Raw genomic sequence first — 23,110 nt, forward strand, 5'->3', positions numbered from 1 at the left:
TTTTCTGCTTCCAGTCAGAGTTCAATCCCTCCGTCATCAAATAAGTTAAGCTGTGAAGGAGCCTCCCTCGTCCGTTCTCGCATATCGTAGTTGGCAATGAGGATTTCAGGGAACTGCGCCCCATTGTCATACCGTTGCTTGATGTTGTTGATTCGGGTATAGGAGTCGATTTGAATGCCCGGCGTATCATATAGCTCCCGGATAAATTCGCAGTCATTGTAGGACAGCAGGAATTTGCCCTCAATCCGCAGCAGTGCGTCCCGCAGGCGGATATGGTCTTTTTCTGTAAAGCCATCCTCGCCTACGTTCTTGTAGTAGTTCTCTGTTTCAAAGTACGGCGGGTCGCAGTAGAAGAAACTAACGGGTCGGTCATACTGCCCAATCAGCTTCTCAAAGTCCTTGTTTTCAACGACCACTTTGGCAAGCCGCCTGTGGGCCTGCTCAATCAGCGGAAAATTGGACCGAATATCATGTGGCTGGCTGCCGTAGCTCGTCAGCCCCGATGCGTAGCTGTAGCGGATGAGCTGATAAAACCAAGCGGCTTTCTGCACATCCGAGGCAGGGCTGTCACGGGCAAGGGTGTTTTTTACAAGGTCAAAATCTGCACGGGCATTGAGAACATAGCGCAGTACGTCCATGAGTTCCTCTGGCTTATCCCGCACACAACGGTAAAGATTGACCAATAACCCATTAAAATCGTTGTACACCTCAAAGTCATTGCCAGGGAACTTATGAAAAAGAATCCAGCCGCCCCCGCCGAATACCTCGATGTATCTTTCATAGTAGAGGGGAAACAGAGTGACGATCAGCTCACGCAGGGATTTCTTGCCGCCGATCCAAGACATAAAGCTGTTCAGGAGTCATCACCTCCCTCCAGCGGCAGGCGTATCTGCGTATCGTCAAACGCCGTGAGGGAACGCTTGAGTCCTGTGATGGCGGCGCTGATTCCGCTGATACGGCTTTTCATATGCCGGATGGTCAGGCGCACTTCAGCCTCAGTCTTTGCGTAGAAATAGCCGCTTTGATCGCTGGCAATGGGGATACCCTCACGGCGCAGGGCATTAACAAGGTCACGCAGTTCCTTGCCTGAAACGTGGAATGTGTATTCCATCATTTTGCTTGTGACGGCATTTTCAGCGCCGTGATGATAATGGTGCAGATACTCCGCAAGCTGCTCCTTGAGCATCGCTGCCTCCTTTCCGGCTGTTTCCCCGGAAAGGAAGTCAAGGCAAAAAGGGCATAAAAAAACAGGGCCGCCTCCTGTCGGGGAAACGGCCTTGTTTCTATATTGGGGTCTAAAAAAGCACAGACATCATTGCCTGTGCTACTTGATTACGCCAAGCTCCCTTAAAACTGTCACACAGTCCTTGGCGCCCTGGATGTACATATGCTGACTGTATTCACCTAATAAAAGCTGCATGGCTTCAAAGTATGAGTCTGCGATCTGTTTCAGCTCATCATCGTATTTGGGATGATCCTTTAACAGTATTGATGCCTCCAGTTGTTGTTTCATAGCATCTCGGACATCGGCGTTGGATTCCGCGAGTTCTACAAAGGCTGCGTCAAGGCGTTCATCCAGCGCAGTTTGCAGGGATTCTTTCCATAGCTCCATCCTGCTCACCTCCTTCAAGCACAACACAATGCCACAGTTTTCATAAAAAAGCTATACAAATGTCGACAAAGATTCTGCTATTTCATTTCCATGCCGTGGTTCTGGCTGGGACGGTTAAGGCATTGCTCCACCGTCCGACCATTTTGTTGTTCAAGCGGTCCATAAGGGGTTTCGGCAATGCCGTATATCTCCATGAGATACCGCCCGTAGCCTTCCAAGTTGCAGAATTGTTCCAAGCCATCGTCGCTTTCAAACGACATCATTCTCTGAACTTCTTTTTCAGCGTAATCTGCGGGAGAAGCAGTTTCGGACAAAATCTCAAATTTCTCCGTCAGAAAAGTAAGATCAAGCGCATCCTCCAACGAAATATCCCCAGAGGCAGTTTCCAGCATTGCTTTGTAGGTCAGGACACCATTTTCCTCTTTGAGGTGGCGGAGCTGCTGTGCCAATTCATTGACCAAGCCGTATCTGTCGCCCTCCGATTCATATAGGGCATCTCCGATTTTTTCAGTAAGGGAAGGTATCATACAGTCCGCAGCGGAGAATTCACATTCCTCCGGTGATGCTGCTTTCACCGCTTCAACGGCTTGAGAGAGCATCTCATCATCCGCAGGGAGCTTCAGGAAAGCAATCAGTTCATTATCATATTGTGGGTCGTTAAAATACCCTTTGGTTACCCGAAGAAGCACGGTATAATCCGGTTTTTCCAAGGGGACGGCATCACCGCTGTGGTAGGTCTGCGAAATTTCGCCATTTTGAACCACATAGCCATGTGGAGTGAATACGCCACCCTCGCCCTCGCGCATCTCTTTGCCGATTTTACCGAAATCCAGGCACTCATAGATTTCATCCGGTACATTTTCGAGTTTCTGCACAAAGTCGTTATCCGCATAAAATTTACCGAGGGTGCTGTCGTCATGGGCTTCATAGACGACATGGCAGTCATTCATGCTGTGGGTCATGTTGATGAGGCGGTCTACTGCGATGGGGGAGTATTGGGTCCGGATGGTATCCATCATCACCATCCCCTCGAAGCAGTCCAACTCCCATTCGTTTAATGAGGACAAACGCTCGGCCAGATGATTCAGCTCATATAGGTTCGCGTTTGTACCGATAAACTGCGGCAGATAATCCAGCTCGCAGCCTATGATTTCTGCAGAATAGATGACACGTTCATCGGTGATGCGGGCCTTGTCCAGTGCATCCAATATTTTATATTGTGCAGCAGGGAGCGTGAGAGTGGAGGAGGTTTCCGCACCGAATGAACCGGGGCGGCTGATTTCCACTTCAAAAATGTGGCCGCTTTTCATACCGGATTGCTCTTGCCGGGAGAGCGGGAGAACATCCCAGCCAAACAGCGCCCCCTGATGCATTGTGTTGATCTGCTCGGCTGTAATGCCGTGCCTTTCGTTGTAGTTGTTGACGATTACCTGGTTCGCCTTTCTATTCTCCGTGTTGAGTTCGGAGCGGCTGAACCCTGATTTCCCATATTCAATGCGCATAATTTCGCCATTCGCATTCATGAACAGGCACTGTTCGGGAAGCCTATTCTTTGATTGTTTATCCAAGCTGCATTCCTCCCATCTGCTGGCTCGCAGCCTCTAATTCATCCTTAGTCGTTATGCTCCAGTCCCTTGACGCCGTCCAAAGGCTGACATATAGTTCATCGCTGCCAATCTTAATCGGACGCTGCTCAAAGCCCTCACCGAAACCGTCAGATGCCTGACCAGACGCATAATCTTTGAGCTGCTCCAGTTCTACATCATTCAAATCCCCTTGTACCCGGCATTCGGCTACACCCATCAGCTTGTTCCCAACTTGCTCCACGGTGAAAAAGAGGGACTTGACTTTCTGACTTACGCTGTCATCCCCGTGATAATATTTCATGAGTCCACGTTCTGATTCCTCCAGCACCCGCTCCTTGAGGATGGCGGCAAGGATTTGGCCGTGATAGGAAAGTACCGTATCCTGGTCGAGCTCCGAGGGATATTCCTCCAAAGAGCCCCATTCATCACGCTCATACTGCATCACGGCCAGAGGCATATACAGCTTTAGCGTTTGGAGAGGCTGGGGAATTACAGTGAAATGGTCAACGCCGGGAATCAGCGCGAGGGAACGGCCGTTGCTCCACGTCATATGGATTTGGGCTGCATCGTCGATAAAATCAACTTCCCCCTCGGTGCCGGGAGGCACGGGGGCATAGGGGTCCTGCATCTCTATGAGCCGAATGCGGGTACCGGGCGGATACTGTTCTTTTATAAATTTCAGAAATTCTTGCTGATGCCTCATGTGAGTTCCTCCTTTTTCTGCTTATTTCTACTGTGAATCCTCTGCATATCTGTTCTTAGGCAGTCACCCTCGGAGCTGTAACAGATAAATCCATGCGAAGGATATGGGCAGTTGCCACAGCTCTTGAACGGGCCGTGGGGCCGCTCGTCAGGCGGTATTCTCCCTGTTGTTATGATGGACTCCGAATCATAACAAGCTGGTTTTTTATTTTTCTTGTAATGCACTAACATAATTTCCTCCCTTCTGAAAAACAAAAAAAGCCGGAGAATTGAAGCGCATTCTGCACTCCGATTCTCCGGCTCTTTTTAACTGTATCTTAGCTCAGGATATTTAAACAGTGTTTGCGAACGCAAAAATATCATTGATTTTTCCAAATAAAAATGATATGATTATGAAGATTATATAGAAGGAGCAAGGAGGCTAAAAGGTGATTGTCAGTTATAACAAGCTTTGGCATTTAATGCTCGATAAAAAGATGAATAAACAAGATCTAAAGAAGGCGACCGGCATCAGTACCGCATCTATCGCCAAGTTAGGTAAAGGCGAGAACATCACGACCGATGTTCTCGTCAAAATATGCAAAGCTCTCGATTGCGAATTACATGACATCATGGAGTTGTCTCACGAAAATGAGGAGACAAGATGATACTGGTAGAATATCGAAAGTTTTGCTCGAAAATAATCATTGATTGGAGGTGATGATATGGCCGCGTTTACAAAACTACTTCAAATGAAAAATTTAAACGCCACCAGAAAAAATGACTTCCGAAGTGATAAGGCATTATTGTTTACGGAAGCGGTTAAAGCGTTGCCTAAATTCTCACCACTTGACGTAGGTTCTTCAGATTCCAACCCTATACAGATACTTGATTTTTTTAGCGGTGCAGGCGGAACGTCGTTGGGCTTTGCTGCTATAAATCAGGTCGTGCCTATGTTTCATTTTTTGGCTGGGTGTGACATCAATCCGATATCGGCCGCAACCTATAGTAGAAATTTTGGAACGCCGACTGTTTGTGAAGATATTCTTAAAATTGCGAATACTCCCGCAAGCATTCGCCAGTTTTTAAATAGAGTTGGTTTTGACAGTACTAAGCCTACAATTTTGATCGGCTGTGCTCCGTGTCAAGGCTTTTCATCGCATAGAAAAAAACACTGGGACAACGAGGATGATGACCGTAACAGCTTGGTAATTGCTTTCTCGCGTATCGTTACCGAGGTCAACCCTGATATATTTATTATGGAGAACGTACCGGAATTTTTGTCTAATAGATACTGGAGATACTTCAGTAAAGCGCGCGAGACGTTTTGTGAGGCGGGATATACGGTCAAGCAGAACATCTATAACTCAGCCGAGTTTGGCGTGCCTCAGGAAAGATTCCGCTCTATTATAATTGGAATGAAAAGAGACTTTCTGCTTCCGGATGGTTATTTTACTTCTGATGAATATAAGACTGTTCGCGATGCTATTGGAGCGTTGAGTCCACTTAAGGCGGGAGAAATAGACCCGAACGACCCGCTTCATAAGGCCGTGGCTCATAAACGTAGCACTATCGAGGTTATTAGAAAGGTACCTCACGATGGTGGAAGCCTACCGCAGGGGGAGGGACCTGCGTGCTTGACGAAAGTTAATGGTTTTTCTGATGTATATGGGCGGCTCAGTTGGGATAAGCCTGCGATCACTATCACGCACTATGCACGGAATCCGGCAAGCGGGCGCTACACACATCCTGTTCAAGATAGAGGGCTAACGGCGAGGGAAGCTGCAAGATTACAGAGTTTCCCTGACGGTTTTCAATTTGAAGGCAAGTCCGATGATATTTATCGTCAAATAGGTGAAGCTGTTCCTCCTTTGCTTTCATGTGGGGTTGCGATAAACGTGTTAATAGAGTACTTATCAACAGAGCCGACAACTGCTCAACTTCAAACCGGTATGGAAACTATCGAGTTGCCGGTGAGCAATTCATACTCCAGCGTAATTGCGGGCATCAAAAACACAAGGAGGCGAGCTTAATATGCGTTTCACTTGTGTTGATAGTTTCTCAGGGGCAGGCGGTTTATCGTTGGGGTTAAGCGAGGCGGGCTTTGAAATCCTGTTGAGTTTTGACATAGACAAAAGATGTATCGAATCGATACAAAGCAATCCTAAATATTTTGCGCATCCCGCTCTTTGCGAGGATATAAGAAATATGCTTGGAGGACGGCTACTTGATATGATTGGGTTAAAGCAAGGCGAGTTGTTTTTGCTTGCCGGAGGCCCTCCATGCCAGGGATTTTCTGTCCAACGTATCGGTAAGGATACAGACATTCGAAATGAGCTGGTTCTCCTATACGGAAAACTTATCGAAGAGGTTCGTCCGATGTTTTTTGTTATGGAGAATGTATCGGGTATTCAGGGAAAACGGGGGAAAACCATCCTGGCGGAGTTGATTGAGAAAATGGAGTCTATTGGATACCATGTTCATAAACAACCAGTGGATGCAGAGGATTATGGTGTTCCACAACGGAGGAAGAGACTTGTCTTGGTAGGCGAACGGCATGACGTTGGTTCGACGTATATATTCCCCAAACAAACGGGCGAAAAACGTACCGTTCGTGATACAATAGCCTTCCTTCCCCCGCCTCCTGAAGATGGTAAACCGCATCCTGAATACCCATTGCATCGACGCGATCGGTTGTCAGAAAAAAATCTGCAACGCATACAGGCATTGCAGCAAGGGCAAGGGCGGGATCATCTACCTAAAGAGTTGTTAGCTGATTGTCACAAAGTGGACAGCGCTATTATTGGACATCGTAACGTATACGGACGCATGTCTTGGGATGAAGTAGCACCAACCATAACCGCTCGTTTCGACAGCTTTACCCGAGGCTTATTTGGTCATCCGGATCAACCGAGGAGCATCTCGTTGTGCGAGGGTGCGTTGCTGCAGACCTTTCCTTTGGACTTTGTTTTCCAAGGATCGAAAATTGAAATTGCTCGTCAAATTGGAAATGCAGTTCCTCCTAAATTGGCTAAAGCTATCGGAGACAGTATTATAACCTACTATAAAGGAAAGAGGTGAGCGATGTGTCATATCAGGCAATTATAAAGCGTTACTTAAAGAGCTTGCAGCGTGATTACAACGATTCTCTCGCCGCTCATCAGCACACAGCCGAGCTCTCTTTCCGACCTTCCTTAGATACGCTATTCAAAGAATTAGCGGCGGAGTTGAACGGTAGCCCTGATATTGTGGTCATTCTCGAACCACGCAATCAGGCTCAAATGGGACGTCCTGACTGGCGTATCCATGACAGAACAACTCTTGGCGTTTACGGTTATATTGAGGCCAAGGGGCTTTCCGCGGATGCATTTGATATCACGGCCCACGAGGAGCAGTTCAATCGCTATTTGTCGTTGGGGCATAAATTGATAATTACTGATGGAATTGATTTCATCTACTCCTTTGACGAGGGGGTGCATCCCCAAATTATATCTCTAATAGACAAGTCCCACATGAATCGCCCAGACTGGTCGCGCCTAACGCTCAATCCTCAGTTTGAGGTTATGATGCGCAGGTTCTTTGCCGATCCGTCCCCACAGTATTGTGACGAAGGAAAACTCGTTGAGTTGGTCGCTTTGCGAACAAAGTATCTGTCGGATGAAATCCTGCGCTATTCGAGCATCCCAATAGATGAAGCAATGGATGAGACCGAAAGGAATGCTATATCACTTTTGGATGAGTTGCGTGTTTTGGTCTATAACCATAATGACGAAAACATGAGGCGAGACAAGGTATTTGCTGATTTTTCCGCACAAGTGATTATGTTCGCATTGTTGTACGCCCATCGCATTGAATGCACAGACAACGATTCTCCGACTGATAAGGAACGTAAGATAAAGGATTACCTGGCGCGAGATGTCGTGGATGGTCAGGCGCTACGTCCGTTCCTTACAATAATCCATTATCTCAACAACCACGGTGACGATGACAGTTTCATCCTGAATTGGACAGACGAATGCATCCGGTTTTTGTCGTTCGTACATATGACAGAGCAGCAACGGCGTAGCCCCGATTACCACAAGCTGTTTGAACTATTTCTTTCAAAGTTCGATCCGCGCTCGCGCTTTGACTACGGCGCATATTACACGCCGAGCGAACTTGCCGATTGTATTGTTCGTTTGACAGAGATTATTGCTCGTGATAATTTTGATGGTGCGAGTATTTTTGACGATGGTAATATGCTGATCGACCCCTGCTGTGGGACGGGTTCATTTTTAGAAAGAATACGTCAAAACGATGTGCGGTGTGGTGCGTTTTTTCTTTGCGGAATTGAGATCCTTCCCGCTCCCTATATGCTTGCAAACTATCGAATGGCGGTGCTGAATCAAGAAATCAGAGATCATCGTTCAAGATACGAATTGATACTGGCGAACACTCTCAGCGACTGCGTATTTGGGAGAGAACCAGCCAATACGGATACGGTTGAGGGATTTGAGCTTAATCGCGCACGGGAACTGTCCTCTCGACCAATTACCCTTGTCATAGGGAATCCCCCTTCCTCGGATTCGTCAAAGACAAATATGGGTTCGGATTTTTCGAAGATATTGGGTTTAATGGATGACTTTCGCCCTCCTGCTGAAAATCGACACGGAAGACAAAACACGCAAAAGCAGGTTAACAATCCTCATCTTCAGTTTTTACGTTGGGGATGTGAAATGCTGGAGCATTCGAATAATCACTCTGTCTTAGCGTATATCGTTCCAGCGACATTCCTTGAAGCCGAGTCGTATAAATACGCTCGGAAGTATATTGTCGAACATTTCTCATCCGCCTGGATAGTGTCGGTCGATGCAGACGCAAGGGCTGGCATCCGTTCTGACAGTATGTTTAGGACACAGCAAGGTCGAGCGGTACTCATTGCGACAAGGAAATTCGGAGAAACTTCGGCAATGAACGAGTTTAAATACTTTGATATATCGCGGTTCGCAAAGACTGAGAAAACAGCATGGCTTGAGCAAGATGCCAATGTATCCCTAAAGATGTTTGATTGTTACTCTATAGATAATTCAAATTATGCCCTACGCCCGTCTTTACCGTTTGACGAAGAGCTGTATTTATCTTATTGGCCTGTAAGCGGAGAGTCTGAGCCGAATGCAGTATTTAAGAATCATTGTTCCGGTATTAAACTTGCTCCGTCCAGCATCTTTACACACTTGAAGGCTCCTATGTTGAAACGCCGCAGCAAAGAAATAATGAAGCACGGGATGCAGGCTTCTGAGGAGTGGTTGCGCTCTCAAGATAAGCCCCCGCAGGAGACCGATACCCGCGCCTTTGCTGATGCACTGAATGAATTAGGGAGTGCGCAAGCGATTGAGGCTACCCTTGACCAAAACATTGTAGATTATGCTTTTCGACCGTTCTTGTCGATGAAAGCATTCCTTTGGCAAGACTTACTACATAGATTCAGTCGAGTTGGAGGCGGTGGGACAAGGCGACGTCCGGAGATCGGAAAAGCGTATGCCGATGAATACACCATTGGCTTTGCATTATCGCACTCGCCGAAGGATCAAAAAGATAGCTTAAAGCCTTTTGCTTCTTTTTGCTGGTATTATCCCGATAATGATCTGTGCCGTCGTGGAAACTCTTTCATTTACTTGAATCAGTATCCAGTCAGTAAGAAGAGCGACACTCTCCGTGAAAATATCAATGATCGGCTTTGTGAACTACTTGCAACGCTCTTGGGTATTGATGGGGTTGCCCTTGCCACAGAGGTAGTATTTTATACTTTTGCCATTCTTTGCTCGCAAGTCTACCTTGATGAATTCGAGGGTGCTCTATTCACGGTTAATCGTGCAGATTTGCGCCCACGTATCCCTGTAGTTAATGACGCCGATACGTTTATGCAAATTGCTGAACTTGGGCGAAAAGTAGCTGCGTTGGAAAAACGAGACTACACACCACAAAATCTTGCGGGATATGATTATGATGCTATTAAGTCGCTGGTACCTCCAGACTTCAGACTCTCATGGACGAAAGGTATCCAGCCATTCGATGAGGATAATGAGACCATCACGTTGACGGACGGTCGAACCAATATCATAATTCCTTGTCCTCTGGATGTTCAAAGAATAAACATCTCTGGATATGAGGTTATCAAGAACGCATGGATGAAGTTTAACTCATACGACTTTACCCATTGTGCCTTTACCGCAGAAGATATGGGAGAATTCCTTAATCTTGTGAACAAGTTGCTTGAATATGTTGAACTTGTTGGAGAAATTAATATCGTAATGCACGATGTTATTAAAGGACACTATCCTCTGATTTTGCCGGATTGCGGCGGCGAATCGAGGTGATGTGGGATGCCAGACGTATACGATAAAGCAACTCGTTCAGCAGTTATGAGTAAGGTGCGCTCCAAAGGCAACAAGTCCACAGAGCTGCGTTTAATCGAGGTGTTTCATGAGTACGGAATAACCGGTTGGCGACGAAACTATACCGTCAAGGGTCATCCAGATTTCGTGTTTATGGAGCGTCGAATTGCCGTATTCGTAGATGGCTGTTTTTGGCACGGACATGATTGTCGTAACACGCGGCCGAAAGAAAATGAGGACTTTTGGGCTGCAAAACGGGAAAGAAACATTATGCATGACAGAGAGGTAACAGCGAAATTTGAACAACGCGGATGGACAGTAGTACGAATTTGGGAGTGCGAACTAAAAAAGAAGAACCTTCCCAAATTACTTGCAAAACTTAATTTGATGAAGTAAAGGGGGATACATATGCCAAACTATAATATCTTCAAAGTTGATCCTGAGTTACGCATCGGGATGCTTCAAAAATTTCAAGAGGTTGGTCTAACCGAAACGTATCATGAAGATATTGATGGATATGTTCACTCTTTTTACTTCTCCGACGAGCCTATTGAAGCTCAAATTGAGTGGATTCGGCTATACTCGTCATTTGTAAACCTCGATGAAGAACCCAGCAATAAAAGCTATTTTGCCATTCTTCTTATTCAAGTGCCAGAAGGCGGAGAATACGCGATAAGCCTTGGAAAAGCGCATTTTTACTTATCACCATTTTGTTACTACGACTTCGGGCTACAACTTGCGGAGCGTATTTTTCAAAGATCAAGAATGAAACAGGCAAAACATTTTTCATCGCGTAGAAGCAAGACTATTACTTCATACACTCGGAATAATGAATTGAGTTATGAGAGCGGTGAGTCAATCGGATTAATCAAAGGCAGTACCGATGCCCATGAAACTTGGGGAAAGTCCGTAACGTTTGGACAATCTGTTAAGTTGTCAATTCCACATATCCCAGAAGAAGTATATCTCATTTTAGATGAGATTGAAGCAGCCATGAAGCTGCCGCCTCGTATTCAACTCCCAAGAGCAAAAGTAATTAAAGATGCCGCTGAAATCAGGCGATTGGATTCTTTGTTATGCCAAAGCTTACGCGAAAACTCCGTTTCAGTAAATATTGATGAGTTTTCATTAAATTCCGTTTTCTTTACATTCACCGATGAATACGATGGGTTTGCGATGCAGATAAAAACGAAGATTGGTGAACAAGAATTCGTGGAAAAAGCGAGTAAGGAAGATTCTATATCAAAGGAAACTGTTGGACATTTTTTGTCGAATATCTCCGGCAAGGGCATCAGTGTTATTGATGATATTGATAGAGTAAAGGTTGGCTTATGGAAAGATGGAAAACGGCGCTTAACACAACCTATAAAAGAACTGGTTGAATACGTTACAGATGATTGGTGCTGCCTCATAGGGGGAAGATGGATGAAATTTTCTCAAGACTATGTGGCTTATCTGAAAGATAAAATTGACAGCGTCCAACTTAATCGCGATGCCCCTGTTATATTAAAAAAATATTCTCAGACACAACAACGGCAATATGGCGTTGTTAATCAAGAAGAACAAACGCTAATTGATATGATGGAGCAACGTGGGCATACCGTCCTTCACAAAAGTAGCGCTGACGAAGAAGGGGTTCGAGGTTTTAATGTTGAAATTGCTGATATGAAAAAGGACGATTGTCTGTATTTTGTTAAAATGGGAACGCCCCAAAAGCTCATATATGTCATCGACCAATCATTGACAACAGTATCGCTTATTCAAAATAAGAGGCTTTCACAAGATGAAAGTGTTCAAGGTGTCACGACAATCTGCCTGTGGCTAATTTTTGACGAAAGAAAATCGGATCTAACAAAACTATCGGAGGTCAGTTCCATTACATTTCTTATTGCAATGAATGACTGGATACAAGCGGTTCATGATGCAGGCTATAGCCCTGCGGTAAATGTTGGTTATCGTCGTTTTGTGAAAGTAGAGGAATCTGCGATATAGAACACTGGTTGCGTTCCTCCCTATCAAATGATTGATGCAGGGTAAAACACCGGTATCAATCTTTGCTTGATATGGACAAAAACCTGGAAATATCAAGGTTTACAGACTTTCTTTAAAAAGGATTAGGCCCAAGACTCAAAGTGGGCTTGCAGTCTGAACGTTCGTCTTGAGCTTATCGCTTCTGTTGTTTTATCAGTTATAACTTATAAAACAACGTAATTGTTTCCTGGTTTAAGATATAACGGTTCAACCTTAAAGAGTATATGTGGAAAACAGTTTTTTTCTAATAGCATTCCTTAACTATGCTTCTTCATTTTTTGATACTCTTGTATCAGAGCAGAATGCTCTTTGGATTTCTGAGTGATGCGGTGGGCTTTGGTTGCCATGTATTCGATCAGGCAGTCTTTGGGTATCAGGTATTTGTTGTAGTACCACACCCCGAATAATTTCTTTTTGGCTATCCATTCTGACACTGTGGTTTTGCAGTAACCGGTCAGTTTCACAGCATTGCCCACGGTAAGGGCATCAGGAGAGCTGCTCCACCTTTTCTTCAGCATCTTCATAAATTTATCTGAATCTATCGGCTCCACAATTTTGTGTTTAGGTCTATATTTTATTCCGCTTGAAAAAATTCCGGGAGGTGTCAGCAGGGACTCCGGAGAATCTTCTAAGCGGGTAAGGTATTCAATCACATCCATTATTCGGATTTTGAACCTACGGGTCTTTTTCCCTGTATCCTCGCAGGGAATATACCCGTTCTCTAAAAGCCATGTGGCTTTTCGTTTGCTTATTCTGCAAATCCTGTAAAATTGGTCTTGACATATCTTTTCCGGATATTCGGTCAGAAGGTAAGAGTAGTCAGTTGCCATGTCCATCCCTCCAATGCATTGATGGTTCAGACAGATATTAGCTCTGTCTGTTTTGCGTTATTCACTTAAAATCAATGTCAATGGTAGGACTTCGCTATGGTTTATGTTTTTATAAATGCCAGGAAACTAAAGTATCTTAAGGTTATTTCGCTGGTCGTTTTTCTACGGTTTTTCTACACTTTGCTTTGAAAACCGTAAAATTTGGGGGTTGAGCCGAAGCGTTGTAAATTCATGGTTTGTGCCCAGAAAGCCTTTATTCATGCGGGTTCACGGGATATCAATTTATCTCAAAGTCACCTTGATAATCTCATCGAAACTTGCCCTCAAATAACTCGAAATGCGGTTGCCTTCACGGGCACGTGGGTTCGAATCCCACCGCTTCCGCCAAGCTGCTCATAAACGCCTTGTTTATGGGCTTTTCTTATAAGGAAGTGTTTTGCCGAATGGAAATGATTTTGTTTGTTGGCATCCAAGCAACAGGGAAAAGCGAATTTTATAAGTGTCATTTTTACAAAACCCATATGCGCATCAACCTTGATATGCTGCGCACCCGAAACCGGGAAAACATTCTTATCAATGCCTGCATTCATGCAAAGCAGCCGTTTGTCGTTGATAATACTAACCCAACTGTAGTCGACCGCGAAAGGTATATTGCTGCTGCCAAGGATGCTGGCTTCACAGTGTCCGGCTATTACTTTCAGTCTGCTATCAAAGAAGCCATTACCCGAAACGAAGAGCGCAGCGGCAAGGAGTGTCTTCCCATACAGGCGCTTTTGGCAACCCATAGCAAACTGGAGCTGCCATCCTATGACGAAGGGTTTGATAAGCTTTTTTATGTGCGCATCGGCCCGGATCGTGATTTTATTGTAGAGGAGTACCAGGATGAAATTTGATGAGCTTGACAGCAAAATGCGCATATATGAAACTGCCCATGACTACTCTGTGCCGCCTGAAATCTATATGGTTGCCCGGATTGATGGCCGCAGCTTCACGCGTCTGACCAAGGAAGTGCACCAATTTAAAGCCCCGTTTGACATCCATTTCCGTGATATGATGGTGGAAACCGTAAAGCACCTTATGAACTGCGGTTTTGACATCCTCTATGGCTTTACCGAAAGTGATGAAATCTCGCTGCTTTTCCACAAGGATGTACGGGTGTTTGGCAGGAAGCTGCGCAAATATCAGTCTGTGCTCGCAGGTGAAGCGAGTGCAAAATTCTCCTTGTTGCTTGGTGACATTGGTGTATTTGACTGCCGCATTTCCGAGCTGCCGACGAAAGCACTGGTCGTAGATTACTTTCGCTGGCGCAATGAGGATGCGCACCGCAACGCACTAAACGCCCACTGCTATTGGCTGATGCGCAAGAACGGGGAGTCCGCCAAAGCTGCCACTGCTTTTCTCAGTGGCAAGGCTGTTTCAGAAAAGAATGAATTCCTGTTCCAAAATGGGATCAATTTTAACGAGGTTCCAAACTGGCAGAAGCGCGGCATTGGTCTGTATTGGGAAGACTATGAGAAAACAGGTGTCAATCCTGTCACGCAGGAGGAAACAACAGCCATGCGCCGCAGGGTCAAAGTGGATTACGATCTGCCCATGAAGGATGCGTATGGGCAATTTATCGAAGCGCTTGTAAAATAGCAGGGGGGGATGATCATCCAATGTATTACCGCTGTCCTGATCCTGGCATTTTACATCGCCTACTTTGCCAAGCAGGTTCTCCTGCGCAGGCAGGGTATCCAGACCGAAGCTCACCGCTAAGGCTTCATTGACCTGTTGCATCTGCGGCTCACTCAAATGGCCTATGTACTCACGCAGGCGGGAACGATCAATGGTTCGCACCTGCTCCAGTAGCACAAGGGAATTCTGCCTCAGTCCATACTGCTGACTGCACAGTCGGATATGGGTGGGCAGAGGGTTCTTTTCTGTGCGGCTGGTAATGGCGGCCACAATAACGGTAGGGCTGTAGCGGTTTCCGATATCGTTTTGGATGATCAACACCGGTCGAATGCCGCCCTGCTCACAGCCTACAACCGGCGTTAAATCGGCGTAGAGCATATCGCCTTTATAAATATGCATTTTCCATTCCTCCTTTTTATGAAATCAGTGTTATACCACAAGGATAAGGACAGCCGCCGATTGTGACCGGGTTTACCCGCAGGGCGGCTGTCCTCATAGTTTCTGATATAACAAAACTCTTGTTCTTCGTTTTCTGCTGCTTCTATTCGACACTACTTCCCGAAGCAGAACACCACAGACAAAGTGCCTGCAGTTAAGGACGATTCCGTCCTTTGGGCAGTCAGCTTAAACCAGCCGTGGCTTGCGGCTGTCATGGGAATCTCACCCCCGCCGGGTTCTCCGGCGGCTGCACCCATTGCGATGTCTGTGGCTGTGCAGAAGTATCATTGTAGGCTGTTCAGGTCATGGCGGGGCAATCTACCACGGATTGCTTCTTGGACGGACATTTCTCGCTCGGCACCTTTGATGCTATCGTATTGACGGATAGCTCTGACCTATCCGCAGATGGTCTTGGCGTGTCCTCCAAAGCCGCTTTCCCCTCATCGGAGCTGAACAGCTAACGTATTTAAGCTGCTGGATATGACCGAATGGCTCGGTGTTTTTCAAGGAACAGGAGAGAGATAGAAAATCCCCCTCACTTCTATAAAGGAAAAAGTGAGGGGGTTGAGCGGATTAATTTTCTATGAGATTGCGAAGTTTAAGCAGGATTCGTTTTTTCCTGTCGTTAATAGTTTTTTGTGGCACAGAGATCATTGCAGAAAGTTCCCGCTCACTTTTATCATTGAAAAACAGTTCATCAATGAGGGAGCGTTCATCCTCTGGCAAGGACTGAAGAGCAATCCACAGTGCCTCCAGCTGTTCCTGATGAATGAGCCTGTCCAAGATGTCCGGCTGTACACGGACAATGAGATAATCAATATTGACGCCATCCTCCCGGAATCGCTCCAGCGACAATTCGTTCTGGCGGATCAACTTATCCTGATAGCGTTCCGCTTCACGCTCTTTATGGTAGGCACGGTAGACGGCCTCACTGACCTCTACACGCTGCTTTTTTACGACAATGGTATATTTTTTGTTCTCTGACATATGCTTGTCCTCCTAATTTTCAAAATGTGATTGAAAACGAAGGACAAGAGGCGGTGACCGACACCGGGGAATGATTTTGGACAGTAAAAAAAGAGCGTACCTGTGGACATGATCGTCCAATGATACGCTCTTATATATTAATTCACATTCTACCTGCTCTGCTGGTTCGTGTTGGTGGGTATAGTTATCCGTCGAGAGACACAGGCTTTTTTTAACAAGTTACCTATGTATGTACTGGTTATGCAGATTGCTTAATGTCGCTGCAGCAAATGCGCAGCGGTGTAGCCTGTAAAGACCAACACATATAAAATCCCTCCAAACTTCACGGGTTTGGAGGGATGCTTTAGATATTCAGGCATGAAGAATGACCCGCCAAAGCGCCGTTTTTTTATTTGGCGGGTATGAAGAAATAGATTTCCATGGATATCACAATGGTTTTCTCATCGTTGCTGACAAGGTTTAAATGTCAATTGGCAATCTCTGTTTTTGTTCTTACAGAAAGGGAATCAATGACATTCGCAAGGAACTGTGCCGTAGGTTTGATTAGTTCAAAATCAACGGTGTCTAAAGTATCTTTTGGAGTGTGGGTATATTCTAATGCTCCATCGAAAAAATCAGATGATGTTACAACAACACATGGAACTCCACGAAAGATAAATGGAGCCTGATCCCCAGCATACCACTCCTCACCTTTTGACATTTTGGCACTGTTAGCAATCAGAGTATTAGTTATTCTCTCAATTGGATTGCTCAAATTATAAAATGAAATAGCCGTATCTGAACCTTTATGACACGGAGAATCTATATTTATCATGAGTGCAATGTTTTGGCTTTCACTTTCAAGAAGTTTGAGATACTCCAATTCTCCATTGGCACCATAGAATTCTTCGCTATTAAACGGAACAATGTCTATATCATATACCGAGGATTTTAATGATTGTGCCGTTTGCAATAACACAGCAACCCCTGTTGCATTATCAAGCGCACCTGGCGTGTTGTACTTCGTATCCATATGTGCGGCAATTATAATTTTTCCTGCTGATTTTTTCGCCTTTTTTGATGCAACGATCTGACGACTTTTTGCCTCTATTTTGTGTGAATCTATTACTAAGTTCACGGGCGCATTTAGCTGAAAAAACTTTTCTAGTTTTTTTAGATGCTGCTCCTCAATACTGCCAGACGGAATAAGAAAATTACCATCTTCAAAAAGCGGAAAAGGATTTTGACCATTTAATGTGTTTTTTCCGGTGACAGCAATAATAGCTTTGGGTGATTTTTTCTCAAGCAGTGAAATGATCGTTTTATGTTCATCTGGATAGTAAAAGGGATAATTCTTCGGTTGCAATGGTGTCCGGGTCATATCTTCTGCAAGCACTAAGATATCGTCCTTACAGTTGATATTTTCTAATTGTTCTAATGTTTTTATAAGATGCAACTTGCCGCTTCCGTTAAATGGCTCTGAAAAAGGACTTGGCTCAATTGTAATACTCTGGTTATCAGTATTGATAGAGGATAGTCCACTGTTCCATACCATGCAATTAAATGGTAACGATTGTACGGTGTATCCCATTTCACTTAAGCTCTGTTCAATCATCTCTACCAATTCCGTATTTGCGTTTGTTCCAACAGGTCGCTCCTTTGATAATAGTTTTAGAAAATCTTTCATTATAACAATCCTCCTGCCCTTGATTTAAAGATAAAAAAATAACACACCTACCCTCTACTAAAAATAATAGCATTAAAGAAGGGGGTGGTGTGCATGTGTAAGGTTTGTTTTATAAATTTGCTAATTTGTCAAAAATTGAAGGTATTGTTTGTGCCGCTGTGCTCAGACGTTCTAGCTCATGTATCCATCGATCACCAACAGAAACAAGTTCCTCATATTGGGGATTATTTAAAGCAGTTACAATTTCATTTGTATGCCCGTTCTCATACATAGTAAGACTTCTCTGTATTGCAGCAATGCTAAAACCGGCTTGTATCAACATATAAATAATGCTAATTCTATTTAAATCACTTCTGGAATAAAGTTGCTCACCTTTTTCACCTTTTTTAACTGAAACAATAAGCCTATTTCGTTCCCAATTTCGAACTGTTTCTACAGTAATGGCAAAACGGTCAGCTACTTTTTTGCGTGATAGATAGCTGTCACTGTCTGTATCTTTTTGCGTAGCTACTGTATTTGCCCATTGATTTAATATGATAGCTGTTCTTCTGGCAATTTTAATTTCCTGTTCAATAATTTGTATATATCGTTCTGCGTTTTGCTTACCAATGCTCCACTCTTGTCTTGCTGATGCCCACATAACCTCATTTCCAGCATTCCGTATATTTCTATTCGTAAAGGGGTATCCAAAAATACAACGGCATATTTCAATTTGAAATATATGCAATTCTGTAAAGATTCGATAATTATTAGCTGCTCTTTCCGGCATAGATATATAATTTAAACGTTCATAGAGGCGTATGGTGTTTGGGTGAATATGGTATATCTTGGCTAATTCAATAGTTGTGTGCTTTTTCATGCAAACCTCCATTTCAACAAGATGCTGTATTACAAGGACACTTTATAGGTAATGCATTTGATTTGTCGGTTTTGCCGACCGCTTCCAGAGCCAGATCATGGTCGGTTAGAAATATTATCAGAATGCCTCGTGTAGCCCTAACTTTTTACACAGTTCAAAAACTATTGCTGTTAGGTAGATTAACATTCAAAATTATCGGAGCAAAAAACTTTTCATTTGCAGAATTACCGCTGCATCATGGGTAGAAATAGTTTTATATCCATTCAGTTCGAAGTATATCACAAGCCGGATTTCAGCATCACATCATTCTCTGCTAGAGAACTTGCTTTATGATATCACTCCTTTTTCCTATTTTCTTTCAGCCTGCTGTCTGCAGGCTTTGGCGCATCCTTGGGAATTGCCCATGCACGACCGAAGCGAACCGCTCCGTTAATTCTGTTTTCTTCGCAGAGTTTTTGTATTCTTCGTTTAGAGACCCCCCATTTATCAGAAGCCTGCTGTACAGAAATATAATCAAGCATTTGTAATCCTCCATAATATCTTTATTACAGTATATACGCAAAAGCGAATAAAATCAATGATGCTCTTATAGCAAAAGAAATCCCCCTCACGTTTCCTTATAAAAATGAGGGGGATGGACGGATTTGTTTTTTACTTGTCCATAAGTTTCTTTAACTTTCTGAGTATCCGATTCTTTTTATCACTCAGTGTCATACGGGGAATATCAAGCTCCGCAGCCAACTTGCGCTCGCTTTTATCATTGAAAAACAGTTCGTCAATAAGAGAGCGTTCATCCTCCGATAGGGATTGAAGAGCAATCCACAGCGCCTCCAGCTGCTCCTGATGAATGAGCCTGTCCAAGATGTCTGGCTGAATACGGACGATGAGGTAATCGATGTTGACACCATCTTCATGGAACCGCTCCAGCGACAGCTCATTCTGACGGATCAGTTTGTTCTGATAGCGTTCTGCTTCCCGTTCTTTATGGTAGGCACGGTAGACGGCCTCACTGACCTCTACACGCTGCCTTTTTACAACAATGGTATATTTTTTGTTCTCTGACATATGCTTGTCCTCCAAATTTTCAAAATGTGATTGAAAACGAAGGACAAGAGGCGGTGATCGGCATCGTAGAATGATTTTGGGCAGTAAAAAAAGTGTCAGCGCCGATGATAAAATGAAGGAAAGTGCCAATTAAAAAATGCAGTTTTCTGGCGGATAGGGATGACATATGATACACTTTTTTCTGTCTGTAAAAAGCAGATAGAAAGGGTGGCAAAATGGAAGGAGACAACTGGATGGACATCCGAAGCGACCGCCAAAAAGGAATGAGCTACACAGAGATCGCCCGCAAGTACAACATAGACCCACGCACAGCAAAACGATATGCCCAGGCCGACACAAAACCGGTGTACAGCCTGACAGATCCCAAGCCATCAAAACTGGATCCATACAAAGAACAGATTGACGTGTGGCTGGAAGAAGCGCCGTATTCGGCGCTGCGGATACTGGAGAAGATCAAGGAAATGGGATTTCCGGGAGAATACTCCATCGTGAAGCACTACGTGCGAGGGAAAAAAGGACAGTTGGATGAGAAAGCAACGGTGCGGTTTGAGACGATGCCGGGGCTACAAGGCCAGGTGGACTGGGCATTCTTTGAAGATCATGTTGTGCTGGAAGATGGGAAACAGAAGAAGCTGTACTGCTTCCTGATGGTGCTGGGATACTCCCGGATGCGGTACATAGAATTTGTGACGGACATGAGCACCAACACGCTGATCCGCTGCCACCAGAACGCATTTCGGTACTTTCACGGCTACCCGGAGGAGATACTGTACGACAACATGAAGCAGGTGGTCGTCAAGCGTCTGCTCCGGCAGGAGGACAGCACGCTCAACCGACAATTTGAGGATTTTGCTGGATTCTACGGGTTCAAGCCGGTATTGTGCCGACCCTACCGGGGCCAGACAAAGGGCAAGGTGGAGCGGACAGTGGCGTTTGTTCGGGATAATTTCATGGTGGGAATCCGGTACAATTCGCTTGACGACCTAAACGGACAGGCCGTGGCATGGTGCAACAAGGTCAATGGGAAAGTGCACGCCACCACAAATGAGATTCCATTTGAGAGGCTAAAAAAAGAGGGCCTCAGCCCCCTTTCCAGAGAATATATCATCGACAAAATCAACCTGCGCCGGGTACAAAAAGACTGCCTCATCTCGTATGCCGGCAATCAGTATTCTGTACCAGCAGAATACGTCGGCAGAGATGTGGCAGTCGTAGCCCTGGACAACATGCTTGCCGCCTACTACGAAGGAAAGCAAATCGCCCTGCACCGCATATCGTACCAGAAAAAAGATATGGTAGTCAATGCCCAACATTACCGAAGATTAACCCTTAAGCAATCATTTGACATCGAAAACACCTTGCTGGACGGCGACAATGTCATTGATTTTCCTATCCGGCCGCCAAGTCTGTCCGCATACGATGAAGTAGCGGAGGTGGCGCAGTATGAGTGAAGTTTTGTACGAGCGACTCAAAGAAAACCTGGAATCCCTCAAAATGCGCAATACCCTGGAGATCATCGACAACTACCTGGAACGAGCTATCAAGGATGAACTCAACATTGTGGATGTCCTCGATCATATCTTCACCGAAGAGGCTAGGAGCAAGCGTCAGAGAGCTTACGAGAAGCAGATTCAGATGTCCGGCTTCCCCATCAAGAAGACCTTGGAGGACTTTGATTTCTCTTTTCAACCCTCCATCGACAAGCGCCAGATCGACGAGCTTTCTACCATGCGGTTCGTGGAGAATGCTGAGAATGTAGTGTTTTTGGGGCCACCTGGCGTTGGCAAAACCCATCTGGCCAATGCGCTGGGTATGGTTGCCGCCAAAAACCGCTACTCCACCTACTACATCAACTGCCATACCCTCATTGAGCAGCTGAAGAAAAGCCACTACGAGAATCGGCTACCAGACAAACTCCGCACCCTCATCCGTTACAAGGTGCTCATCATCGACGAAATTGGGTATTTGCCCATGGATATTCAAGGCGCTAACTTGTTCTTTCAACTCATTGCCAAAAGATACGAGAAAGCCTCTACCATCTTTACCTCAAACAAGACTTTTTCCCAGTGGAATGAAGTTTTTGCCGATGTTACCATTGCTTCCGCTATCCTCGACAGAGTGCTTCACCACTGTACCGTCATCAACATCAAGGGCGAAAGTTATCGCCTGAAAGAGCGCAAAGAGTACATGAAGCAAAAGCAGCAAATCGTCAATACCTTGTTTGAGCAGAACGCTCAGTAATCTAACTTTATACCCGACATTCCTCCCGCCGAAAACCTACAAAATTTATTCGGCGTTTTATTGCAAATTTAAACCGCCGTTGACAATGATTAATGTAAAAGGTGTTTTGATACCGTGAACCGGGATATCCCACGATTTTGAAGGCTACGTGGAGCGTTCCGTCTGCATTCACTTTCAGGTTGCTTATTAGCCCGCCCCCACCATCAAAAAACTGCTGTGCGAAAACCTGCTTGTTCAACGTTTCCAACGTAACGGCTTCCATGGCCGAATAGATAGAAAGGCTATCAAGGTAATCCTGTGTAACTGGCTCCGTGGATTGTTTGATGTTGTGTAATTGCTTATACTTGGGAAGTGTGCTGCTGTCTGGGGATTGGGCATCTGCTTCAAAAGTGATTTCGTAATCACCGGCAAGAGTATCATGATACATACCGTAGCTGCTGGTGTTCTCCATATCAGGCTGAAAATCGGGAGCATATACGCTGATAATCATAAGCGATAGGGTATCTCCTTTTTTTCCTGTCACCGGTTCAAAGATGATGGAAAAAAGGTACTCTTTGTTGTCCGCCTCCAAGTCCATAATGTGCATGGTTTGATATGCGGGAGCAGTGTCTGTTTTATACGGTTGTGCAACGCCGTCCACAAACATAAGAAAGCCAACATTCTTTGCTTTACCAGTGGCAGAAACTTGATAAGGAATGCTGATTTCTCCCCCCTTATAAACAAAGGGCAGTTTCTTTCCATTTTCATCCCGATTCATATTTGTCGGGCTATGTCCGATACTGCCAAGCATACCGCCTGCGATTTCATCCTCGTCTTGGAAGGGATTTTCATCCAAAACAGCAGAACTGTTAATTGGGGTATTGCTTGTGTCACTGCTCCGTGAAGTGCATCCCGCTATTGCCATTGTCAGCAAAAGCGATAGGAGTAAACTCGCTATTTTCTTCATTGGTTATCTCAACTTTCGTTTTACATTTGTTCTAATAAAAGCCTAATTATAGACAATTGTCTATAATTAGAGTGCACGACCACCTTGCTTTGGTGGTAACGGGGTCGTGTTGGTGCA

23 protein-coding genes and 1 pseudogene are annotated in these 23,110 nt (G+C 44.9%); 11 read left to right on the top strand and 13 right to left on the bottom strand.

Features of this window, described 5'->3' with window-relative positions:
- Nucleotides 1–14 precede the first annotated feature (14 nt).
- The 5 genes from U6B65_04470 to U6B65_04490 all read right to left on the bottom strand — a co-directional run bounded on the left by U6B65_04470 (nucleotide 15) and on the right by U6B65_04490 (nucleotide 3,901).
- A complete protein-coding gene (locus U6B65_04470) occupies nucleotides 15–845 on the bottom strand; it encodes a DNA adenine methylase (GenBank protein WRS28393.1) in 831 nt (276 codons plus the stop codon).
- An 8-nt stretch (nucleotides 846–853) separates the two neighbouring features.
- A complete protein-coding gene (locus U6B65_04475) occupies nucleotides 854–1,186 on the bottom strand; it encodes a hypothetical protein (protein WRS28394.1) in 333 nt (110 codons plus the stop codon).
- Nucleotides 1,187–1,324: 138 nt separating this feature from the next.
- Nucleotides 1,325–1,612 carry a hypothetical protein gene (locus U6B65_04480; protein ID WRS28395.1) on the bottom strand — a complete coding sequence of 96 codons (288 nt, stop codon included), beginning with the start codon at nucleotides 1,610–1,612 and terminating at the stop codon, nucleotides 1,325–1,327.
- Between the two features lie 77 nt (nucleotides 1,613–1,689).
- A complete protein-coding gene (locus tag U6B65_04485) occupies nucleotides 1,690–3,180 on the bottom strand; it encodes an antirestriction protein ArdA (protein WRS28396.1) in 1,491 nt (496 codons plus the stop codon).
- A complete protein-coding gene (locus U6B65_04490) occupies nucleotides 3,173–3,901 on the bottom strand; it encodes a DUF4314 domain-containing protein (protein ID WRS28397.1) in 729 nt (242 codons plus the stop codon). Before U6B65_04490 ends, U6B65_04485 begins: the two co-directional genes overlap by 8 nt.
- A 427-nt stretch (nucleotides 3,902–4,328) precedes the next feature.
- Between U6B65_04490 and U6B65_04495 the strand changes: the two genes are divergently transcribed.
- From U6B65_04495 to U6B65_04520, 6 genes are read left to right on the top strand one after another with little or no spacing between them, the layout of a single operon-like run.
- Nucleotides 4,329–4,547, top strand: coding sequence for a helix-turn-helix transcriptional regulator (locus tag U6B65_04495; GenBank protein ID WRS28398.1), 219 nt, complete (start codon nucleotides 4,329–4,331; stop codon nucleotides 4,545–4,547).
- A 57-nt stretch (nucleotides 4,548–4,604) separates the two neighbouring features.
- Nucleotides 4,605–5,912, top strand: coding sequence for a DNA cytosine methyltransferase (locus U6B65_04500; GenBank protein WRS28399.1), 1,308 nt, complete (start codon nucleotides 4,605–4,607; stop codon nucleotides 5,910–5,912).
- A gap of 1 nt (nucleotide 5,913) precedes the next feature.
- Complete coding sequence (locus U6B65_04505) at nucleotides 5,914–6,960, top strand: DNA cytosine methyltransferase (protein ID WRS28400.1); 1,047 nt, start codon at nucleotides 5,914–5,916, stop codon at nucleotides 6,958–6,960.
- A gap of 5 nt (nucleotides 6,961–6,965) precedes the next feature.
- Entirely contained in the window at nucleotides 6,966–10,235 is a 3,270-nt protein-coding gene (locus U6B65_04510) for a type ISP restriction/modification enzyme (GenBank protein WRS28401.1), read from the top strand.
- A gap of 6 nt (nucleotides 10,236–10,241) precedes the next feature.
- The gene (locus U6B65_04515) at nucleotides 10,242–10,649 is read left to right on the top strand and encodes a very short patch repair endonuclease (protein WRS28402.1); all 408 of its coding nucleotides are present in this window, start codon (nucleotides 10,242–10,244) and stop codon (nucleotides 10,647–10,649) included.
- A gap of 12 nt (nucleotides 10,650–10,661) precedes the next feature.
- On the top strand, nucleotides 10,662–12,245 hold the full coding sequence (locus tag U6B65_04520; GenBank protein ID WRS28403.1) for a DUF6119 family protein: 1,584 nt from the start codon (nucleotides 10,662–10,664) through the stop codon (nucleotides 12,243–12,245).
- Nucleotides 12,246–12,541: 296 nt separating this feature from the next.
- Here the strand turns inward: U6B65_04520 and U6B65_04525 are convergent, their stop codons facing one another.
- Nucleotides 12,542–13,114, bottom strand: a complete 573-nt coding sequence (locus U6B65_04525; protein WRS28404.1) for a helix-turn-helix domain-containing protein — start codon at nucleotides 13,112–13,114, stop codon at nucleotides 12,542–12,544.
- Between the two features lie 443 nt (nucleotides 13,115–13,557).
- Here U6B65_04525 and U6B65_04530 point away from each other — a divergent pair, with 443 nt between their 5' ends.
- Nucleotides 13,558–14,007, top strand: a complete 450-nt coding sequence (locus U6B65_04530) for an AAA family ATPase (GenBank protein WRS28405.1) — start codon at nucleotides 13,558–13,560, stop codon at nucleotides 14,005–14,007.
- Nucleotides 13,997–14,752 (top strand): tRNA(His) guanylyltransferase Thg1 family protein, encoded by a 756-nt coding sequence (locus tag U6B65_04535; GenBank protein ID WRS28406.1) that lies wholly within the window; start codon nucleotides 13,997–13,999, stop codon nucleotides 14,750–14,752. The genes U6B65_04530 and U6B65_04535 overlap by 11 nt, the downstream gene beginning before the upstream one ends.
- A gap of 96 nt (nucleotides 14,753–14,848) precedes the next feature.
- Here the strand turns inward: U6B65_04535 and U6B65_04540 are convergent.
- Nucleotides 14,849–15,190: pseudogene (locus tag U6B65_04540) on the bottom strand (type II toxin-antitoxin system PemK/MazF family toxin).
- 344 nt (nucleotides 15,191–15,534) lie between these two features.
- On the opposite strand from U6B65_04540, the gene U6B65_04545 reads away from it, so the two are divergent.
- Entirely contained in the window at nucleotides 15,535–15,690 is a 156-nt protein-coding gene (locus U6B65_04545) for a hypothetical protein (GenBank protein ID WRS28407.1), read from the top strand.
- Between the two features lie 112 nt (nucleotides 15,691–15,802).
- On the opposite strand, the gene U6B65_04550 is transcribed toward U6B65_04545, so the two are convergent.
- The 5 genes from U6B65_04550 to U6B65_04570 form a co-directional block, all read right to left on the bottom strand.
- Entirely contained in the window at nucleotides 15,803–16,216 is a 414-nt protein-coding gene (locus U6B65_04550; GenBank protein WRS28408.1) for a sigma factor-like helix-turn-helix DNA-binding protein, read from the bottom strand.
- Between the two features lie 466 nt (nucleotides 16,217–16,682).
- A complete protein-coding gene (locus U6B65_04555) occupies nucleotides 16,683–17,882 on the bottom strand; it encodes a M28 family metallopeptidase (protein ID WRS28409.1) in 1,200 nt (399 codons plus the stop codon).
- A 109-nt stretch (nucleotides 17,883–17,991) separates the two neighbouring features.
- A complete protein-coding gene (locus tag U6B65_04560; protein ID WRS28410.1) occupies nucleotides 17,992–18,741 on the bottom strand; it encodes a MerR family transcriptional regulator in 750 nt (249 codons plus the stop codon).
- A gap of 335 nt (nucleotides 18,742–19,076) precedes the next feature.
- Entirely contained in the window at nucleotides 19,077–19,262 is a 186-nt protein-coding gene (locus U6B65_04565; GenBank protein ID WRS28411.1) for a helix-turn-helix domain-containing protein, read from the bottom strand.
- Nucleotides 19,263–19,392: 130 nt separating this feature from the next.
- Nucleotides 19,393–19,806: a sigma factor-like helix-turn-helix DNA-binding protein gene (locus U6B65_04570; protein ID WRS28412.1), complete on the bottom strand. Its 414-nt coding sequence runs from the start codon at nucleotides 19,804–19,806 to the stop codon at nucleotides 19,393–19,395.
- A 233-nt stretch (nucleotides 19,807–20,039) separates the two neighbouring features.
- On the opposite strand from U6B65_04570, the gene istA reads away from it, so the two are divergent.
- Both istA and istB read left to right on the top strand, forming a co-directional pair.
- Nucleotides 20,040–21,257 carry an IS21 family transposase gene (istA, locus tag U6B65_04575; GenBank protein WRS28413.1) on the top strand — a complete coding sequence of 406 codons (1,218 nt, stop codon included), beginning with the start codon at nucleotides 20,040–20,042 and terminating at the stop codon, nucleotides 21,255–21,257.
- Complete coding sequence (gene istB / locus U6B65_04580; protein WRS28414.1) at nucleotides 21,250–22,047, top strand: IS21-like element helper ATPase IstB; 798 nt, start codon at nucleotides 21,250–21,252, stop codon at nucleotides 22,045–22,047. The genes istA and istB overlap by 8 nt, the downstream gene beginning before the upstream one ends.
- Nucleotides 22,048–22,054: 7 nt before the next feature.
- On the opposite strand, the gene U6B65_04585 is transcribed toward istB, so the two are convergent.
- Nucleotides 22,055–22,993: a hypothetical protein gene (locus U6B65_04585; GenBank protein ID WRS28415.1), complete on the bottom strand. Its 939-nt coding sequence runs from the start codon at nucleotides 22,991–22,993 to the stop codon at nucleotides 22,055–22,057.
- Between the last annotated feature and the right edge of the window lie 117 nt (nucleotides 22,994–23,110).

Source organism: Oscillospiraceae bacterium MB08-C2-2, assembly GCA_035621215.1.
Classification (GTDB): Bacteria; Bacillota; Clostridia; order Oscillospirales; family Ruminococcaceae; genus WRAV01.

Excerpts from the sequence above, each read along its gene's own strand:
- U6B65_04470 (WRS28393.1), bottom strand. The coding sequence starts at position 845 with ATGTCTTGGATCGGCGGCAAGAAATCCCTGCGTGAGCTGATCGTCACT.
- U6B65_04475 (WRS28394.1), bottom strand. The coding sequence starts at position 1,186 with ATGCTCAAGGAGCAGCTTGCGGAGTATCTGCACCATTATCATCACGGC.
- U6B65_04480 (WRS28395.1), bottom strand. The coding sequence starts at position 1,612 with ATGGAGCTATGGAAAGAATCCCTGCAAACTGCGCTGGATGAACGCCTT.
- U6B65_04490 (WRS28397.1), bottom strand. The coding sequence starts at position 3,901 with ATGAGGCATCAGCAAGAATTTCTGAAATTTATAAAAGAACAGTATCCG.
- U6B65_04500 (WRS28399.1), top strand. The coding sequence starts at position 4,605 with ATGGCCGCGTTTACAAAACTACTTCAAATGAAAAATTTAAACGCCACC.
- U6B65_04505 (WRS28400.1), top strand. The coding sequence starts at position 5,914 with ATGCGTTTCACTTGTGTTGATAGTTTCTCAGGGGCAGGCGGTTTATCG.
- U6B65_04515 (WRS28402.1), top strand. The coding sequence starts at position 10,242 with ATGCCAGACGTATACGATAAAGCAACTCGTTCAGCAGTTATGAGTAAG.
- U6B65_04520 (WRS28403.1), top strand. The coding sequence starts at position 10,662 with ATGCCAAACTATAATATCTTCAAAGTTGATCCTGAGTTACGCATCGGG.
- U6B65_04525 (WRS28404.1), bottom strand. The coding sequence starts at position 13,114 with ATGGCAACTGACTACTCTTACCTTCTGACCGAATATCCGGAAAAGATA.
- U6B65_04530 (WRS28405.1), top strand. The coding sequence starts at position 13,558 with ATGGAAATGATTTTGTTTGTTGGCATCCAAGCAACAGGGAAAAGCGAA.
- U6B65_04535 (WRS28406.1), top strand. The coding sequence starts at position 13,997 with ATGAAATTTGATGAGCTTGACAGCAAAATGCGCATATATGAAACTGCC.
- U6B65_04545 (WRS28407.1), top strand. The coding sequence starts at position 15,535 with ATGGCGGGGCAATCTACCACGGATTGCTTCTTGGACGGACATTTCTCG.
- U6B65_04550 (WRS28408.1), bottom strand. The coding sequence starts at position 16,216 with ATGTCAGAGAACAAAAAATATACCATTGTCGTAAAAAAGCAGCGTGTA.
- U6B65_04555 (WRS28409.1), bottom strand. The coding sequence starts at position 17,882 with ATGAAAGATTTTCTAAAACTATTATCAAAGGAGCGACCTGTTGGAACA.
- U6B65_04560 (WRS28410.1), bottom strand. The coding sequence starts at position 18,741 with ATGAAAAAGCACACAACTATTGAATTAGCCAAGATATACCATATTCAC.
- U6B65_04565 (WRS28411.1), bottom strand. The coding sequence starts at position 19,262 with ATGCTTGATTATATTTCTGTACAGCAGGCTTCTGATAAATGGGGGGTC.
- U6B65_04570 (WRS28412.1), bottom strand. The coding sequence starts at position 19,806 with ATGTCAGAGAACAAAAAATATACCATTGTTGTAAAAAGGCAGCGTGTA.
- istA (WRS28413.1), top strand. The coding sequence starts at position 20,040 with ATGGACATCCGAAGCGACCGCCAAAAAGGAATGAGCTACACAGAGATC.
- istB (WRS28414.1), top strand. The coding sequence starts at position 21,250 with ATGAGTGAAGTTTTGTACGAGCGACTCAAAGAAAACCTGGAATCCCTC.
- U6B65_04585 (WRS28415.1), bottom strand. The coding sequence starts at position 22,993 with ATGAAGAAAATAGCGAGTTTACTCCTATCGCTTTTGCTGACAATGGCA.